This is a genomic window from Streptomyces sp. NPDC056527, assembly GCF_042794475.1.
GTDB lineage: Bacteria > Actinomycetota > Actinomycetes > Streptomycetales > Streptomycetaceae > Streptomyces.
The window spans coordinates 1-14,595 of the sequence record NZ_JBHTTQ010000026.1; the positions used below are offsets into that span (position 1 = coordinate 1).

Annotated in this window: 15 protein-coding genes; 3 read left to right on the forward strand and 12 right to left on the reverse strand. The window is 70.2% G+C overall.

Annotation, left to right across the window (positions count from 1 at the left end; all coding sequences use genetic code 11):
• Positions 1-105: 105 nt before the first annotated feature.
• On the reverse strand, positions 106-1,863 hold the full coding sequence (leuA, locus tag ACFQ7Q_RS15660) for a 2-isopropylmalate synthase (RefSeq protein ID WP_383554729.1): 1,758 nt from the start codon (positions 1,861-1,863) through the stop codon (positions 106-108).
• Positions 1,864-2,194: 331 nt separating this feature from the next.
• Here leuA and ACFQ7Q_RS15665 point away from each other — a divergent pair, with 331 nt between their 5' ends.
• Positions 2,195-3,262, forward strand: coding sequence for a M4 family metallopeptidase (locus tag ACFQ7Q_RS15665; RefSeq protein WP_383554732.1), 1,068 nt, complete (start codon positions 2,195-2,197; stop codon positions 3,260-3,262).
• A gap of 12 nt (positions 3,263-3,274) precedes the next feature.
• Positions 3,275-3,538 carry a protealysin inhibitor emfourin gene (locus tag ACFQ7Q_RS15670; protein WP_383554735.1) on the forward strand — a complete coding sequence of 88 codons (264 nt, stop codon included), beginning with the start codon at positions 3,275-3,277 and terminating at the stop codon, positions 3,536-3,538.
• Positions 3,539-3,578: 40 nt separating this feature from the next.
• Here ACFQ7Q_RS15670 and era read toward each other — a convergent pair whose 3' ends face one another.
• The 7 genes from era to ACFQ7Q_RS15705 form a co-directional block, all read right to left on the reverse strand.
• A complete protein-coding gene (gene era, locus ACFQ7Q_RS15675; protein ID WP_383554738.1) occupies positions 3,579-4,529 on the reverse strand; it encodes a GTPase Era in 951 nt (316 codons plus the stop codon).
• Positions 4,530-4,558: 29 nt separating this feature from the next.
• Positions 4,559-5,506 carry a WxL protein peptidoglycan domain-containing protein gene (locus tag ACFQ7Q_RS15680; protein ID WP_383554739.1) on the reverse strand — a complete coding sequence of 316 codons (948 nt, stop codon included), beginning with the start codon at positions 5,504-5,506 and terminating at the stop codon, positions 4,559-4,561.
• Between the two features lie 68 nt (positions 5,507-5,574).
• Complete coding sequence (locus ACFQ7Q_RS15685; RefSeq protein WP_383554742.1) at positions 5,575-6,906, reverse strand: beta-xylosidase; 1,332 nt, start codon at positions 6,904-6,906, stop codon at positions 5,575-5,577.
• Positions 6,907-7,099: 193 nt separating this feature from the next.
• Positions 7,100-7,573, reverse strand: a complete 474-nt coding sequence (locus tag ACFQ7Q_RS15690) for a hypothetical protein (RefSeq protein ID WP_383554744.1) — start codon at positions 7,571-7,573, stop codon at positions 7,100-7,102.
• A gap of 199 nt (positions 7,574-7,772) precedes the next feature.
• A complete protein-coding gene (locus ACFQ7Q_RS15695) occupies positions 7,773-8,135 on the reverse strand; it encodes a cytidine deaminase (protein ID WP_329120733.1) in 363 nt (120 codons plus the stop codon).
• A gap of 27 nt (positions 8,136-8,162) precedes the next feature.
• A complete protein-coding gene (locus ACFQ7Q_RS15700; RefSeq protein ID WP_383554746.1) occupies positions 8,163-8,891 on the reverse strand; it encodes a hypothetical protein in 729 nt (242 codons plus the stop codon).
• A gap of 120 nt (positions 8,892-9,011) precedes the next feature.
• Complete coding sequence (locus tag ACFQ7Q_RS15705; protein WP_383554748.1) at positions 9,012-9,899, reverse strand: helix-turn-helix transcriptional regulator; 888 nt, start codon at positions 9,897-9,899, stop codon at positions 9,012-9,014.
• A 91-nt stretch (positions 9,900-9,990) separates the two neighbouring features.
• Between ACFQ7Q_RS15705 and ACFQ7Q_RS15710 the strand changes: the two genes are divergently transcribed.
• Positions 9,991-11,379, forward strand: a complete 1,389-nt coding sequence (locus ACFQ7Q_RS15710) for an MFS transporter (protein ID WP_383554750.1) — start codon at positions 9,991-9,993, stop codon at positions 11,377-11,379.
• Between the two features lie 12 nt (positions 11,380-11,391).
• On the opposite strand, the gene ACFQ7Q_RS15715 is transcribed toward ACFQ7Q_RS15710, so the two are convergent.
• From ACFQ7Q_RS15715 to ACFQ7Q_RS15730, 4 genes are read right to left on the reverse strand one after another with little or no spacing between them, the layout of a single operon-like run.
• Complete coding sequence (locus tag ACFQ7Q_RS15715) at positions 11,392-11,745, reverse strand: MmcQ/YjbR family DNA-binding protein (RefSeq protein WP_383554753.1); 354 nt, start codon at positions 11,743-11,745, stop codon at positions 11,392-11,394.
• Positions 11,742-13,028, reverse strand: a complete 1,287-nt coding sequence (locus ACFQ7Q_RS15720; RefSeq protein ID WP_383554755.1) for a hemolysin family protein — start codon at positions 13,026-13,028, stop codon at positions 11,742-11,744. The genes ACFQ7Q_RS15715 and ACFQ7Q_RS15720 overlap by 4 nt, the downstream gene beginning before the upstream one ends.
• Positions 13,029-13,035: 7 nt before the next feature.
• Positions 13,036-13,533, reverse strand: coding sequence for an rRNA maturation RNase YbeY (gene ybeY, locus ACFQ7Q_RS15725; protein WP_352187910.1), 498 nt, complete (start codon positions 13,531-13,533; stop codon positions 13,036-13,038).
• Between the two features lie 12 nt (positions 13,534-13,545).
• Positions 13,546-14,568: a PhoH family protein gene (locus tag ACFQ7Q_RS15730; RefSeq protein ID WP_376433743.1), complete on the reverse strand. Its 1,023-nt coding sequence runs from the start codon at positions 14,566-14,568 to the stop codon at positions 13,546-13,548.
• Between the last annotated feature and the right edge of the window lie 27 nt (positions 14,569-14,595).

Below are 14,595 nucleotides of genomic sequence, written 5' to 3' on the forward strand. Positions count from 1 at the left end.
CACCCGCCACGTGTTGCGTATGGGGGCCCCCCCTTTGGGGCGAGCCCCCTCGCGACGCCACCCCTCAAGTCGACCTGAAAGGGTGACGGGGACGAACGCGGCCGGTCAGCGCGCCGCGCGGTTGACGGCCGAGATGACGGCCTTCAGCGAGGCGCGGGTGGTGTTGGCGTCGATGCCGATGCCCCACAGGACCTTGCCGTCGATCGCGCACTCGATGTACGAGGCGGCCTGCGCGGAGGCGCCCTCGCTCATCGTGTGCTCCTGGTAGTCCAGCAGGCGGGCGTCCACCCCGATCGCCTGCAGGGCGGCGAAGAAGGCCGAGATCGGACCGTTGCCGGAGCCGCTCAGGACGGTGTCGGCGCCGTCCACGACCGCCTCGACGGTCAGCGTGTCCGTGCCGTCCGTGTCGGAGGTGGTCTGGCCGGAACGCAGCTGGATACGGCCCCAGGCGTTGTCCGGGTTCGGCAGGTACTCGTCCTGGAAGACGGACCAGATCGCGGCGGGGGTGACCTCGCCGCCCTCGGTGTCGGTCTTCTGCTGGATGATCTTCGAGAACTCGATCTGCATCCGGCGCGGCAGGTCCAGCTTGTGGTCGTTCTTCAGGACGTACGCGATACCGCCCTTGCCGGACTGCGAGTTGACCCGGATCACGGCCTCGTAGGAGCGGCCGACGTCCTTCGGGTCGATGGGCAGGTACGGCACCGCCCATTCGATGTCGTCCACGGTCTTGCCGGCGGCGGCCGCGTCGGCCTCCATGGCGTCGAAGCCCTTCTTGATGGCGTCCTGGTGGGAGCCGGAGAAGGCGGTGTAGACCAGGTCGCCCGCGTAGGGGTGGCGCGGGTGGACCTCCATCTGGTTGCAGTACTCGGAGGTGCGACGGATCTCGTCGATCTGCGAGAAGTCGATCTGCGGGTCGACGCCCTGCGAGAACAGGTTCATGCCCAGCGTCACCAGGTCGACGTTGCCGGTGCGCTCGCCCTGGCCGAACAGGCAGCCCTCGATGCGGTCGGCGCCGGCCATGATGGCCAGCTCGGCGGCCGCCACCGCCGTACCGCGGTCGTTGTGCGGGTGGACGGACAGGCAGACGTACGCGCGGCGGGTCAGGTTCCGGGACATCCACTCGAACCGGTCCGCGTGCGTGGACGGCGTCGAACGCTCCACGGTGGCGGGCAGGTTGAGGATGATCTCGCGGCCCTCCTCGGGCTGCCAGACGTCACAGACCGCCTCGCAGACCTCCAGGGCGAAGTCCAGCTCGGTGTCGGTGAAGATCTCCGGGCTGTACTGGTAGCCGAAGACGGTCTCGTCGCCCAGCAGCTTGTCCGCGTACTCCATGACCAGCCGCGTGCCGTCGACGGCGATCTGCTTGATGTCCTCCTTCGAGCCGCGGAAGACGACCCGGCGGAAGGTGGGCGCGGTGGCGTTGTACAGGTGGACGGTGGCGCGCTTGGCGCCCACCAGGGACTCCACGGTCCGCTCGATCAGGTCCTCGCGGGCCTGGGTCAGCACGGAGATGGTGACGTCGTCCGGGATCGCGCCCTCTTCGATGATGGAGCGTACGAAGTTGAAGTCGGTCTCGCCGGAGGACGGGAAGCCGACCTCGATCTCCTTGTAGCCCATGCGCACCAGCAGGTCGAACATCTCGCGCTTGCGGGCGGGGCTCATGGGGTCGATCAGCGCCTGGTTGCCGTCGCGCAGATCGGTCGACAGCCAGCGGGGAGCCTTGGTGATGCGTTGCTCGGGCCAGGTGCGATCGGGGATCTGTACGGCCTCGTACCGGCCGTACTTGTGGATCGGCATCCCGGACGGCTTCTGCATCTGGGTGGCGTTGGTGATGGGCGTCGGACGGCCAACGGGCTGAGACATTGCGTAGGGCTCCTCGGGTCCAGCGGGAGTGGGGGTCCCCCTGCTCGAACGGAGTCGAGAGCTTGGGGGAGGCCGACTGGTCGAACGCAACACCAGATCCCGCGGGGAGGGGGTCGGCCTACGACTACAGGCCCTCGCCGCGGCAGCTAAGGAGAAGCAGCCCGAAACGCATGATGTGCCGCAGCCTAGCTCAGGTCCGCCTGGGAGCGGACGTCCGTTTCAGTATGCGGGACGACCGGTGCGTCAATAGGAAAGGGTGACGAATCACTCCATTTCGCGGATCATGGTCGCCTCTAGTGACAGTGACGTGACCCAGTGCCACATTGCTGGCATGACCTCCCACGCGTACGTACCCACCCACCCGGTCTTCTGCACGATCGTGCCGCCCCACCTTCTGGAGCACCTCGCCGCCTCCGCCGACCCGGCCGTCGCTGCGGTCGCCCGGCGCACGCTGGTCGCCGACGCCATGAACCGGACCAGCCGTGTCCTCTCGCTGCCCGGCGCGGCCTCGGCCGTGGCGCCCACGGAGCCGGCCCGCCCACGGCGCACGGTGTACGACGCCCAGGGCGGCACGGAGCTGCCGGGTACCGAGGTCCGCGGCGAGGGCCAGGAGGCCACCGGGGACGCCACGGTCAACCGCGCGTACGCCGGCCTCGGCGCCACCTTCGACCTCTTCCTCAAGGCCTTCGAGCGGGACTCGATCGACGGCGCGGGGCTGCCGCTCCTGGCGACGGTCCACTACGACCGGAACTACGGCAACGCGTTCTGGAACGGCGAGCAGATGGTGTTCGGCGACGGCGACGACGAGATCTTCCTCGACTTCACCCTCCCCGTGGACGTGATCGGCCACGAGCTGGCCCACGGCTTCACGCAGTACACGGCGAACCTGGAGTACTTCAGTCAGTCGGGCGCGCTCAACGAGTCCGTCTCGGACGTCTTCGGCTCCCTGGTGAAGCAGTACACCCTGGGCCAGAGCGCGCAGGAAGCCGACTGGCTGATCGGCGAGGGCCTCTTCCACCCGAACGTGGAGGGGACGGCGCTGCGCTCGATGAAGGCTCCGGGCACGGCGTACGACGACGACGTCCTCGGCAAGGACCCGCAGCCGGGCCACATGGACGACTACGTCCGCACGAGCCGGGACAACGGCGGGGTGCACATCAACTCGGGCATCCCGAACCACGCGTTCTACCTGGCGGCGACCGAGCTGGGCGGCAAGGCGTGGGAGCGGGCAGGCCAGATCTGGTACGACGTGATGACGGGCGGGGTGCTCACGCCCGAGACCCGGTTCTCCGAGTTCGCGGCGGCCACGGTCGCGGCGGCGAATGCCCGGTACGGGGACGGGGAGGAGATCCAGGCCGTGCTGAAGGCCTGGGGAGCCGTCGGCGTACCGACGGACTGATAGACCTGCGGCATGCGTATTCGAGTGCGGCGCACCGGCGGCTTCGCGGGCATCGAGCGGTCGGCCGAGGTGGACACCTCCGGCCGGGCGGACGCCGGGGACTGGCACACCCTGGCCGTCGCCGTCCTCCGGGAGGGCGACGGCGACGTCCGGGGTGTGCCCGACGGCTTCTCGTACGAGATCACGGTCGACGGCGAGACGATCCGCTGCGGCGACCCGCGCCTGACGGACGCGCAGCGCGCGCTGATCGCGAGGGTCCTGAGGGAAGGGGCGTAGGGCGGTTCGTCCGGATGCGGCCGGGCCGGTGTCGCTGTCGCTAGAAGCCCAGCTTCCGCAGCTGCTTGGGGTCCCGCTGCCAGTCCTTCGCGACCTTGACGTGGAGGTCCAGGAAGACCGGGGTCCCCAGCAGCGCCTCGATGTGCTTGCGGGACTTCATCCCGACCTCCTTCAGGCGGCTGCCCTTCGGGCCGATGATGATCCCCTTCTGGCTGGGGCGCTCGATGTAGACGTTCGCGTGGATGTCGAGCAGCGGCTTGTCCGCCGGGCGGTCCTCGCGCGGGATCATCTCCTCGACCACGACGGCGATCGAGTGCGGCAGCTCGTCCCGTACGCCTTCCAGCGCGGCCTCGCGGATCAGCTCCGCGACCATCACCTGCTCCGGCTCGTCCGTGAGGTCGCCCTCCGGGTAGAGCGGCGGGGACTCCGGCAGGAGCGGGATCAGCAGGTCCGCGACGAGCTGGACCTGCTTGTCGCCGACCGCCGATACGGGGACGATCTGCTGCCACTCGAAGCCCAGCTCCTTGCCGAGCTGGTCGACGGCGATGAGCTGCTCGGCGAGCGTCTTGGAGTCGACCAGGTCGGTCTTGGTGATGATCGCGACCTTCGGGGTCTTCTTGATCCCGGCGAGCTCCTTGGCGATGAAGCGGTCGCCGGGGCCGAGCTTCTGGTCGGCGGGCAGGCAGAAGCCGATCACGTCGACCTCGGCCCACGTCGTCCGCACGATGTCGTTGAGCCGCTCGCCCAGGAGGGTGCGCGGCTTGTGGAGCCCTGGGGTGTCCACCAGGATCAGCTGCGCGTCCGGGCGGTGCACGATGCCGCGGACGGTGTGCCGGGTGGTCTGCGGCCGGTTGGAGGTGATCGCCACCTTCTGGCCGACCAGAGCGTTCGTGAGAGTGGACTTGCCCGCGTTGGGGCGGCCGACGAAGCAGGCGAAGCCGGCCCGGTGGACGGCTTCGGATTCTTGGTTACGAGCGCTCATGGGGGCCATTCTCCCCGATGCGGGACGTCGTCACGTACTCAGTGCCCGTCAGGGACCCTGCGACGCCGGACCCGCAGCCCGATCAGCGCCGCGACTCCCCCGGCGATCACGGCCGCGGCGGCGAGCCAGGGCAGGGCGAGGAAGGAGGCGCGCCCGGACTCCCGGACGTCCTTCGCGGTGGCCGTCAGGGTCACCTCGCCCCAGTCGAACTGCGGTGATCCCGTCCAGCGCTCGGTGAGCCGGATCTTCTGCCGGGGCAGCAGCTCCGAGGGGATCTTCGCCAGATCCCGGGCGAGCAGGGTGCGGCCGAAGACCCCCTCGGCGCGCAGGGCGACCTTGGGGTTGAGGGTCACGTTGCCGCGGTTGTGCAGGGTGTACGAGATGAGGGCGGTGCTCGTGCCCGCGCCGGGGACGAGCGGCCGGTCCTGGTCGAGGGTGACGTCCTCGACGGCGAGGGCCGGGACGGTGGGGCCGTTGACCCGGAGGTAGACCCTGGCTCCGACGGCGCGCTGCACGCCGACCGCGACGGAGCCCTTGCCGCCGGCCTCCACGCGCTCGTCGAGGGCGACGACGGCGCCGGGGTGGTCGCCGGGCTCGGCGTCCTCGGGGACGGCGAGGGTGTAGGGCACGGTGACGGAGGAGCGGGGCGGGACCGTGACGCGGGTCCGTTCGGGCGTGATCCAGGCGCCGGCGCCGGTCTGCTTCTCCTGGCTGGTGCGGACGGCGAAGCCGCCGTCTCGCTCGGTGTTGTAGGCGTCGGCCCCGTAGATGCGGAAGGTGAGCGGCGCACCCGTCTTGTTGGTGACGGTGACACGGTCGGTCAGGGTCGTCCCGGGGTCGGCCGCGAGATAGAAGTACGGCCGGCTCCCGAGTCGGGAGGCGGCCGGGTAGACCGCCCACTCGCCGTTCTCGGCGGCTTGGGCGGCGGGCGCGCCGAGCAGCACGAGCGCTGCCGCGACGAGGAGGACGTACAGCTTGGTGCGCACGGTGCGGAACCCCCCGGGGTCGGAGCGGGCCGACCGGGTGCGCGCCCGGCCCGCTGTTTCGCTGTGGATCAGCTGAGCGTGAGCGTCAGGACGCCCGCGTACGAGCCGGGCGCGGTGAACGCCGGGACGTCGAGGGAGACCTTGGCGTCGACGGTGAACTCACCGCCGGTGACCGTGCCATTCGGGGTCGAGGCGAGGGTCGCCCCGCCGCTGCCGACCGTGCCCGCCGAGCCGGGGACGCAGGTGCTGGGGCTGCCGGCCTTGGTGGTGCAGGCAGGGGTCCAGCTGAGCTTTCCGGCGCCGATGGAGCCGCCGGGGCCGGTGAAGTCGGTGACCTTGCCGGTCAGGGACCAGCCCGCGGGGCCGCCGCGGAAGTCCTTGACCGTCACCGTCTTCAGATCGCCGGTCGCCGCGCCGCCCTGACCGAAGTCGACGGACGACAGCTGGACCGTGTCGCCGGCCTGGGTCATCGACAGTTCGCCCGCCGTGACGGCCGCCGTGAGCTTCTGGCTGTTCGGCGGCTGCGGGGTGTCGTCGATGACGGTGTACGCGGCCGGTCCGGCGCCCTTCTCCGGGTCCCAGGCCGTCCCCTCGTACGCCACGACTCCGGTGGTCGCCTTGTCGTTGACCATCAGACGGGCGGTGAAGCCGCCCTGGCTGTCGGTCGTGACGGTCATCCGGTCGGCGGTCTCCGCCGCGCCGGAGCGGCCGACGACGGTGACCTCGGCGAGCGGGGTGAACTTGGCGCCGGTCACGGTGACCCGGACGCCCGGTGCGCCGGAGGGCGTGCCGAGCGAGATGTTGCGCTCGTTGGCACCCGGCTGCGCGCTCGCCGTGATCGTCTCGGAGACGGGGGCGGGCGGGTTGGTGACCGTACAGGGGGTGTCCAGCTCCATGATGTAGCTGGTGTGGATGTTGTAGTCGCCGGGCGAGAGGGTGATCGAGCCGGGCGCGGTGACCGTGAACGTGCCGGTCATCGAGAACGGCGGGAACGCGCCCTTGCCGGGGACCGGGTCGTTCTTCTTGGGCCCGGTGACGGTGATCGCGCCGGACTGGGCGCCACCGAGGACGACCTTGCCGCTCGGGGTCATGATGTCGGCCGGGAGGGCCAGGTCGACCGGGTTGGACGCGGCGGGCTTGGTGACCTTGTAGGTGACCGTGACCGTGTCGCCGACCTTGGGCGTGGGCTTGTCCACGGTGATCTCGGCGGTCGTGGTGCCGTCGATGGGCGGGATGCCGGCGATCGGCGGCGGGACGCAGTGCGTGGGGAAGTCCACCGCCTGGGACGCGGTCGCCAGGGCGCCGGCCGGAGCGGCCAGCGCGCCGCTCGCGACCGCGAGCGCGGCGACGCCGAGCGCGGCGGTCCAGCGCCGTCTTCGGGTCGGGGTTCTCAATGCCATGTGTGCCCCCTCCTGAGGGATGAGAGGGCGCCATTGACGGCCGCGCGCGAGGAGAAGTCAATGGAATCGAAATGCACCGACTGATGGCCCATCAGATAATGTCAAGATCGACGTTTTGCCTGGTCAGGCGCGTGCGCAACACAGGTACCGGCGCCGCCTCAGGCGACGCCGGTGAATGGTGCGGCAGGGCCCGTCAGAAGACGAACGGCCCGGGCGACTGCGAGGTGACCGCATCGCAGTTCACGGTCACCCCGAAGATCGTCATGGTGAGCGCGGTGCCCGCGAAGTACGAGTCGAGACTGTCGCCGACGGCCACGGTCCCATTGAGCGGACCGATGGTGACGGACTGGTTCGCGGCGAGCGCCGGGTTCTTCTGGCCGCTGAAGACACGGGTGCCGCCACCGCCCTTGGCCATCGTCAGCCGGGCGTTGATGGTGTCGGCGCCGACCGAGACCGGCGTCTTGACGGCCGAGGTGAGGGTGATCGTCGCGGCCGTGCCGCTCTGCGTGGCCTGGAGGGTGGCGAGACCGCCGCCCCAGATCCCGCAGTCGTACGTGGCCGTGGCGGTCCCCGGAGTGACGGCGGCCGCCGCCGGGGCGAAGGCGAGTCCGGTCACGGCGAGCGCGCCCGCGAGGACCGCACCGATTCCTAAGTTGCTGCCTCTCATGAGGTCGTACCCCTTCCCGATGAAGCACGCAGGGGTGCGGACGCTGCGTGAAGGCGTCGATCTGACGGTCCGTCGGACGGACCGCTGTCATTGACGCGCAACGGACCGGGGAAGACAAGAGGGGCTTCGTTGATTGTTCACAGACGCGCGAAGGGGGCCCGGCATGTCGCCGGGCCCCCTCCGAGTCTCCCGTCGGACCTCAGCCCGCGGTGACCGCGGCGCGCAGCTGCCCGTCGGGGCCGGCGAGCAGCACCGGGGTCTCGGGCCCACCGAGGTCACGCACCGCCGCACGGTCCTCGTCGGAGGCGGCGTCGGCGGTCGAGACGACGGCCGCGGCCTCCAGGGACTGGGCACCGCTGGCCACGGCCATCGCGACCGCGGTCCGGAGCGCGCTCAGCTTGAGCGACTCCAGAGCCACGGTCCCTGCCACGTACGTGCGGCCGGTCTCGTCCCGTACCGCCGCGCCCTCGGGCACACCGTTGCGGGCGCGGGCGCTGCGCGCCAGCGTGATGATCTTGAGGTCCTCGGCGCCGAGATCGCCGTGGTCGGGGTTGAGTGTCATGCCCCGAGCATAGGTCGGGGCATCGACTCAGCTCTGCGCGCCCTTGACGAACTTGTCGGTGGCGAGCTTCGCGAGGGCGTCGAAGTCCTTGTGGCCGGAGGCGTTCGGCGGCACGTGGGAGATCCGGACGACGCCGGTGCCCTGCCGCACGACGAGCATGTTCGACTCGACGTTCATGGCGAGGTCGGCGATCTTCATCTTCAGCCGGAAGGCATGCGACTCCTCGCCGGCCTTCGGACCGTTGAGCTTCTCGGCGGTGACGGTCATCTTCATACCCTGGAGGTCGGCGGCGAACCCCTTGCAGGTATCCAGCGAGGTGCCGAGCGCCTTGACGAAGTCCGTGGCGCCGGTGGCCGGGAAGGTGAAGACCTGGCTGTCGAGGCCGGTCGTGTCGCTGGTCCGCTCGAAGCTACCGGACGGGCCCATCGTCGCCCCTGCGATGGTGTCGGCCATCAGGCCGGCGAGAGGCTGGCACTCCGTCTTGTCCGCCTTCGGCTGGATCTGGTCGGTGTCGGCCGAGCCGCTCTTCCAACCCGCCGGCAGGTCCTTCACCTCGAGAACCGCGGCCTTCATCTGGGCGGCCGTCAGCGGCGTGGCCGGCGCCTCGGAGGTGGGCGCCGCGGACGTGGTGGCGGCCGGTTTGTCGGTGTCCTTCTTCGCGCCGTCCTTGGCGTCACCGCCACCGCAGGCGGCGGTGAGGGAGAGCGCGGAGACCGCGAGAGCGGCGGCCAGTCCGTGGCGGATGCGAGTGCGCATGGTGAATGAGCCCTTTGCGGGTAAGAGGGTGATGGGACAAGCCCGGCGCACGGTGAGGGACGGCCGGATCGCCAGGAGAATATACGGACCCGCTGACAGGGCCGTACGCCAGGACCCGGCTCAGCCCGCGATCGGGTACATCGCCCCGCGCCGACCCTCCGGGGAGACCAGCCATTCCAGCTTCGCGGCCGTGTCGCCCTGCGGCAGCGGGGTGTGCATGATGATCGTCAGGTCGGGGCGCGCCGGCACCCGCAGCTGCGTGGACTCCACGTGCAGGACGCCGACGAGGGGGTGCTCGATCTCCTTGCGGATCTGGCCGCCCGGGGAGATGTCCCGTCGCTCCCACAGCTCGGCGAACTCCTCGCTCACCGCCTTCGCCTCCTCCACCACCGTGCGGAAGCCCTCGTCGTCGGGGCACTCCGAGCAGGCCGCCCTGAACTGGGCGACGACCTGCGGGGCGAGCCGCTGCCAGTCGGTCGACCGGGAGCGGTAGATCGGGTCGGTGAAGAACGAGACCAGGCAGTTCTGCGAGATCTCGGGACGCATCCCGAGGACGACGGCCGCCGAGTCGTTGTACATGATCGTGTTCCAGTAGGCGTCCATGATGTGCGCCGGGAACGGCATCCACGCGTCGATCAGCCGGCGCAGCCCCGCGCACATGTCCCGCGCCTCCGGATCGACCTCCGGCGCGGGCGGGTTGAGTCCGGCGAGGACGTACAGGTGGCGCCGCTCCGCCCCGCTGAGCCGCAGTACCCGCGCCACCGAGTCGAGTACCTGCGGCGAGACCGTGATGTCCCGGCCCTGCTCCAGCCACTGGTACCAGGAGACCCCGACGCCCGCGAGGACGGCGACCTCCTCGCGGCGCAGGCCGGGCGTCCGGCGGCGGGCTCCGCCGTCCGGCAGACCGGCCTCGGCCGGGGTGACCCGGGCCCGACGGCTCATCAGGAACTCGCGCAGTTCGGCCAGTCGGTGTCCCTTGGCGTCGGCGCTCTCGACCGCTGTGGCCACGTGTGCTTCTCCCCCGGGATGCGTGGTGGTGCGACCAACAGGATAAGTTCCCGCTCCCCACGGTTGTTCCCGCGCGCCGAGGGTGGTTGCCATGGCAACGACCCTCGCTCCCCCGAACCCGACCCAGCCGGCCCTGACCGGCCGCTCCCGGCTCATCCTCTTCGTGCTGTGCGCCGCCCAGTTCATGGTGGCGCTGGACTTCTCCGTACTGAACGTGGCGCTGCCCGTGCTCGGTGCCGATCTCGGTCTCGACGCGTCCGCGCTGCAGTGGGCGGTGACCGCGTTCGCCCTGCCGTCCGGCGGGTTCCTGCTCCTGTTCGGCCGCATCGGCGACCTGTACGGGCGCAAGAAGCTGTTCCTCGCGGGACTCGCGCTCTTCGGCGCGGCCTCGCTGCTCGCCACCTTCGCCTGGGACCCCGCCTCGTTCCTCGCCGGACGCGCCCTGCAGGGCCTGGGCGCGGCGGCGATCGTGCCGACCGGCATGTCCCTGCTGACCACCACGTTCCCGGAAGGCCCGCAGCGCGACCGGGCGCTCGGTATCTCGGGCACCCTGCTCTCGCTCGGCTTCACGATCGGCATGGTCCTCGGCGGTGTCATGACCGACACCCTCGGCTGGCGCTCGACGATGGGCCTGCTCGCCCTGTTCACGCTGATCGTGCTGCCGCTGGCACCGGGCCTGCTGCCCGAGTCGCGCACTACCGACCGGCCCCGGCTCGACGTGCCGGGCGCGGTGACCGTGACGGGTGGTCTGCTCTCCCTGATCTACGCCCTGTCGACGGCGGCCGAACGCGGCTTCGGCGGCGCGGACGTCCTGGTGACGCTGGTGGCCGGGGTGCTGCTGCTCGGCGTGTTCGTGGTCGTCGAGTCGAGGCATGCGGCCCCGCTGGTCTCGCTGCCGATGCTGCGCCGCCGGACGATCGCGTTCGGAAACCTGGGCGGTCTGATCACCTTCTCGATGATGTCCACCGTCATCTTCGTGCTGACCCTGTACCTGCAGGAGACGCTGGGGCTCTCGGCCTTCGCCACCGGCCTCGTCTTCGGTGTGCAGGGCGTGGTGTCCGTGTTCGCCGGGACGATCGCCCCGAAGGCGATCGGCCGGTTCGGCGCGCGACGCGTCCTGGTCCTCTCGCTCGCGGGGCAGGGACTGTTCGTGGCGACGCTGCTCGCCATCGGCACGGAGTCGGGCGCGATCCTCGCGGGGGTCGGCGTCTCGCTGGCGTCCATGTGCCACCTCGGCGCGATCATCTCGTACGGGGTGACCGTCACGTCCGGCGTCCCGGACGAGGAGCAGGGCCTGGCGACCGGCCTGGTCACCACCACCCAGCAGGTCGGTCTCACCGTCGGGATCCCGCTGCTCGGGGTGCTCGCCACGACGGGCGAGGACCTGTACGGAGGGGTCCGCACGGTCCTCGCCCTGGACGCGGCGATCGTGCTCGTGACGGCGGCGCTGATCGGCCTGGGACTGCGGCGGCGGTCCTGAACCAGGGGGCGTCTACGGCCGGTCGAGGCGGAGTCGTACCGCCTTCGGCATGCCCGCGACCACCAGATCGTAGGAGTCCTCGATGAGCTCCCGGACCATCCGGTCCGGGAGCCCGCCGACCGTCACGGTGTTCCAGTGGCGCTTGTTCATGTGATAGCCGGGGGCGACGGCCGGATACTCCTCGCGGAGCCGTACGGCTTCCTCCGGCTCGCACTTGAGGTTGACGCTCAGCGGCCGGCCGTCGAGCGAGGCCAGCGCGAACATCTTCCCGGCGACCTTGAAGACGGAGGTGTCCGGCCCGAAGGGGAACTCCTCCGTCGCGTCGTTGAAGTCCAGGCAGAAGGCACGCAGCTGGTCGGGGGTCATTCCGGCTTCTCCTCCGGTTCCACGAGGACGGTGACGATCTTGTTCCGCCGGCCTGCCGGGGATTCGGCCGTCAGCCGCAGGGTGCGGCCGTCCGGCAGCTCCACCTTCGCCTTCGCACCCGCGATCGGCACCCGGCCCAGCGCCTTGGCCAGCAGTCCGCCGACGGTCTCCACGTCCTCGTCGTCGTACTCGTCCGGGCCGAAGCCGTACAGCTCGCCGAGGTCCCCGATGTCGAGGCGGGCGGTGACGCGGAAGCGGTCGTCGCCCAGCTCCTGGACCGGCGGGAGCTCGCGGTCGTACTCGTCGGTGATCTCGCCGACGATCTCCTCCAGGATGTCCTCGATCGTGACGATCCCGGCCGTGCCGCCGTACTCGTCGATGACGACGGCGACGTGGTTGCGCTCCTGCTGCATCTCGCGCAGCAGGTCGCCGGCGTTCTTGGTGTCCGGCACGAAGGCGGCGGCGCGCATCGCCGTGGAGACGAGGTCGGCCTCGGCGTCGCGGTTGATGTGCGTCTTGCGGACCAGGTCCTTCAGATACACGATGCCGACGATGTCGTCCTCGTTCTCACCCGTGACGGGGATCCGCGAGAAGCCGGAACGCAGCGCGAGCGTGAGCGCCTGACGGACGGTCTTGAACCGCTCGATGCAGATCAGGTCGGTGCGGGGCACCATGACCTCCCGTACGAGCGTGTCGCCGAGCTCGAAGACGGAGTGCACCATCCGGCGCTCCTCGTCCTCGATCAACGACTCCTGCTCGGCGAGGTCGACCATCGCCCGCAGCTCGGCCTCCGAGGCGAAGGGGCCCTTGCGGAAGCCCTTGCCGGGGGTGAGCGCGTTGCCGATGAGGATGAGCAGCTGGGGGATCGGGCCCATGATCCGGGCCAGCGGCAGCAGGACGTACGCGGAGGCGGTCGCCGTGTTCAGCGGGTGCTGCCGGCCGATGGTGCGCGGCGAGACGCCGACGGCCACGTACGACACCAGCACCATCACCGCGATGGCGACGAGCAGTGCCTCCCAGGTCTCGGAGAACTCCTCCAGACAGGCGTACGTGACGAGGACCCCGGCCGCCATCTCGCAGGAGACGCGCACGAGCAGCGCCACGTTGAGGTAGCGGGTGGGGTCGGAGGCGACCTGCGCGAGCTTCTCGGCGCCGCGCCGCCCCGACCGTACGGCCTCGTCGGCGCGGAAGCTGGAGACGCGTGCGATACCGGCCTCGGCACACGCGGCCAGCCAGGCGACGATCACCAGGCCGACCGCGCCGAGAATCAGCGAAGCGTTCATCGGGGGCTCAGGAGACGGTCGGCGCGGGGGACGGGCCGGTGAGGCCCTTCTCGGCACGCCAGCCGTCGACGATGGCCGCCTGCAGGCCGAACATCTCGGCCTTCTCGTCGGGCTCCTCGTGGTCGTAGCCGAGCAGGTGCAGCACTCCGTGGACGGTGAGGAGCTGGAGCTCCTCGTCCATGGAGTGCTGCGTCGGCGCGTCCTTGCCCTGCTGGGTGGCGACCTCGGGGCAGAGCACGATGTCGCCGAGGAGCCCCTGCGGGGGCTCCTCGTCGTCCTTCGTCGGCGGGCGCAGCTCGTCCATCGGGAAGGACATGACGTCCGTCGGGCCCGGCAGGTCCATCCACTGGATGTGGAGCTGCTCCATCGCCTCCGCGTCCACGACGATCACCGAGAGCTCGGAGAGCGGGTGGATGCGCATCCGCGCGAGGGCGTAGCGGGCGATGTCGAGGATCGCCTGCTCGTCGACCTCGGTTCCGGACTCGTTGTTGACGTCGATCGACATGGTGCTTCTGCGCTACTTCCCGTTGCGGCTGTCGTACTGCTCGTACGCGTCGACGATACGGCCGACGAGCTTGTGCCGGACGACATCCTGCGACGTGAGCATCGAGAAGTGGACGTCCTGGACTCCGTCGAGGATGTCCCGGACCTGACGCAGACCGCTCTTCGTACCGCCGGGGAGGTCGACCTGGGTGATGTCACCGGTGATGACGATCTTCGATTCGAAGCCCAGGCGGGTGAGGAACATCTTCATCTGCTCGGGGTTCGTGTTCTGCGCCTCGTCGAGGATGATGAACGCGTCGTTGAGCGTCCGTCCTCGCATGTAGGCCAGCGGCGCGACCTCGATCGTGCCCGAGGCCATCAGCTTCGGGATCGAGTCGGGATCGAGCATGTCGTGCAGCGCGTCGTACAGCGGCCGCAGATACGGGTCGATCTTCTCGTAGAGCGTGCCGGGCAGGAAGCCGAGCCGCTCGCCCGCCTCGACGGCCGGCCGGGTGAGGATGATCCTGGTGACCTGCTTGGACTGCAGGGCCTGGACCGCCTTGGCCATGGCCAGATACGTCTTGCCGGTGCCCGCGGGGCCGATGCCGAAGACGATCGTGTGCTTGTCGATCGCGTCGACGTACCGCTTCTGGTTGAGGGTCTTGGGGCGGATGGTGCGGCCGCGGCTGGAGAGGATGTTCTGCGTGAGCACCTCGGCCGGGGTCTCCTGGCCTGCCTCCGCCTTGCCGTTCTCGCTCGCCCTGAGCATGGCGATCGAGCGTTCCACTGCGTCCTCCGTCATCGGCTGTCCGGTGCGGAGCACCAGCATCATCTCGTCGAACAGGCGCTGGATCAGAGCGACTTCCGCCGCCTCGCCCACCGCGCTGACCTGGTTGCCCCGGACATGGATGTCGGCCTTCGGGAACGCCTTCTCGATCACGCGCAGGAGGGCGTCACCGGAGCCGAGAACGGTCACCATCGGATGCTTGGCGGGGACGGTGAAGTGGGCGCGGGTCTCGCCCGGCGCACCATTGGGGGCTGTGGGTGTCTGAGTCATGGGCCGGCACTGTGGCCTGCACATACC

What these genes read in the sequence shown, in the direction of transcription:
- leuA (WP_383554729.1), bottom strand. Translation starts at nt 1,863, where the DNA reads ATGTCTCAGCCCGTTGGCCGTCCGACGCCCATCACCAACGCCACCCAG.
- ACFQ7Q_RS15665 (WP_383554732.1), top strand. Translation starts at nt 2,195, where the DNA reads ATGACCTCCCACGCGTACGTACCCACCCACCCGGTCTTCTGCACGATC.
- ACFQ7Q_RS15670 (WP_383554735.1), top strand. Translation starts at nt 3,275, where the DNA reads ATGCGTATTCGAGTGCGGCGCACCGGCGGCTTCGCGGGCATCGAGCGG.
- era (WP_383554738.1), bottom strand. Translation starts at nt 4,529, where the DNA reads ATGGCCCCCATGAGCGCTCGTAACCAAGAATCCGAAGCCGTCCACCGG.
- ACFQ7Q_RS15685 (WP_383554742.1), bottom strand. Translation starts at nt 6,906, where the DNA reads ATGGCATTGAGAACCCCGACCCGAAGACGGCGCTGGACCGCCGCGCTC.
- ACFQ7Q_RS15690 (WP_383554744.1), bottom strand. Translation starts at nt 7,573, where the DNA reads ATGAGAGGCAGCAACTTAGGAATCGGTGCGGTCCTCGCGGGCGCGCTC.
- ACFQ7Q_RS15695 (WP_329120733.1), bottom strand. Translation starts at nt 8,135, where the DNA reads ATGACACTCAACCCCGACCACGGCGATCTCGGCGCCGAGGACCTCAAG.
- ACFQ7Q_RS15700 (WP_383554746.1), bottom strand. Translation starts at nt 8,891, where the DNA reads ATGCGCACTCGCATCCGCCACGGACTGGCCGCCGCTCTCGCGGTCTCC.
- ACFQ7Q_RS15710 (WP_383554750.1), top strand. Translation starts at nt 9,991, where the DNA reads ATGGCAACGACCCTCGCTCCCCCGAACCCGACCCAGCCGGCCCTGACC.
- ACFQ7Q_RS15715 (WP_383554753.1), bottom strand. Translation starts at nt 11,745, where the DNA reads ATGACCCCCGACCAGCTGCGTGCCTTCTGCCTGGACTTCAACGACGCG.
- ACFQ7Q_RS15720 (WP_383554755.1), bottom strand. Translation starts at nt 13,028, where the DNA reads ATGAACGCTTCGCTGATTCTCGGCGCGGTCGGCCTGGTGATCGTCGCC.
- ybeY (WP_352187910.1), bottom strand. Translation starts at nt 13,533, where the DNA reads ATGTCGATCGACGTCAACAACGAGTCCGGAACCGAGGTCGACGAGCAG.
- ACFQ7Q_RS15730 (WP_376433743.1), bottom strand. Translation starts at nt 14,568, where the DNA reads ATGACTCAGACACCCACAGCCCCCAATGGTGCGCCGGGCGAGACCCGC.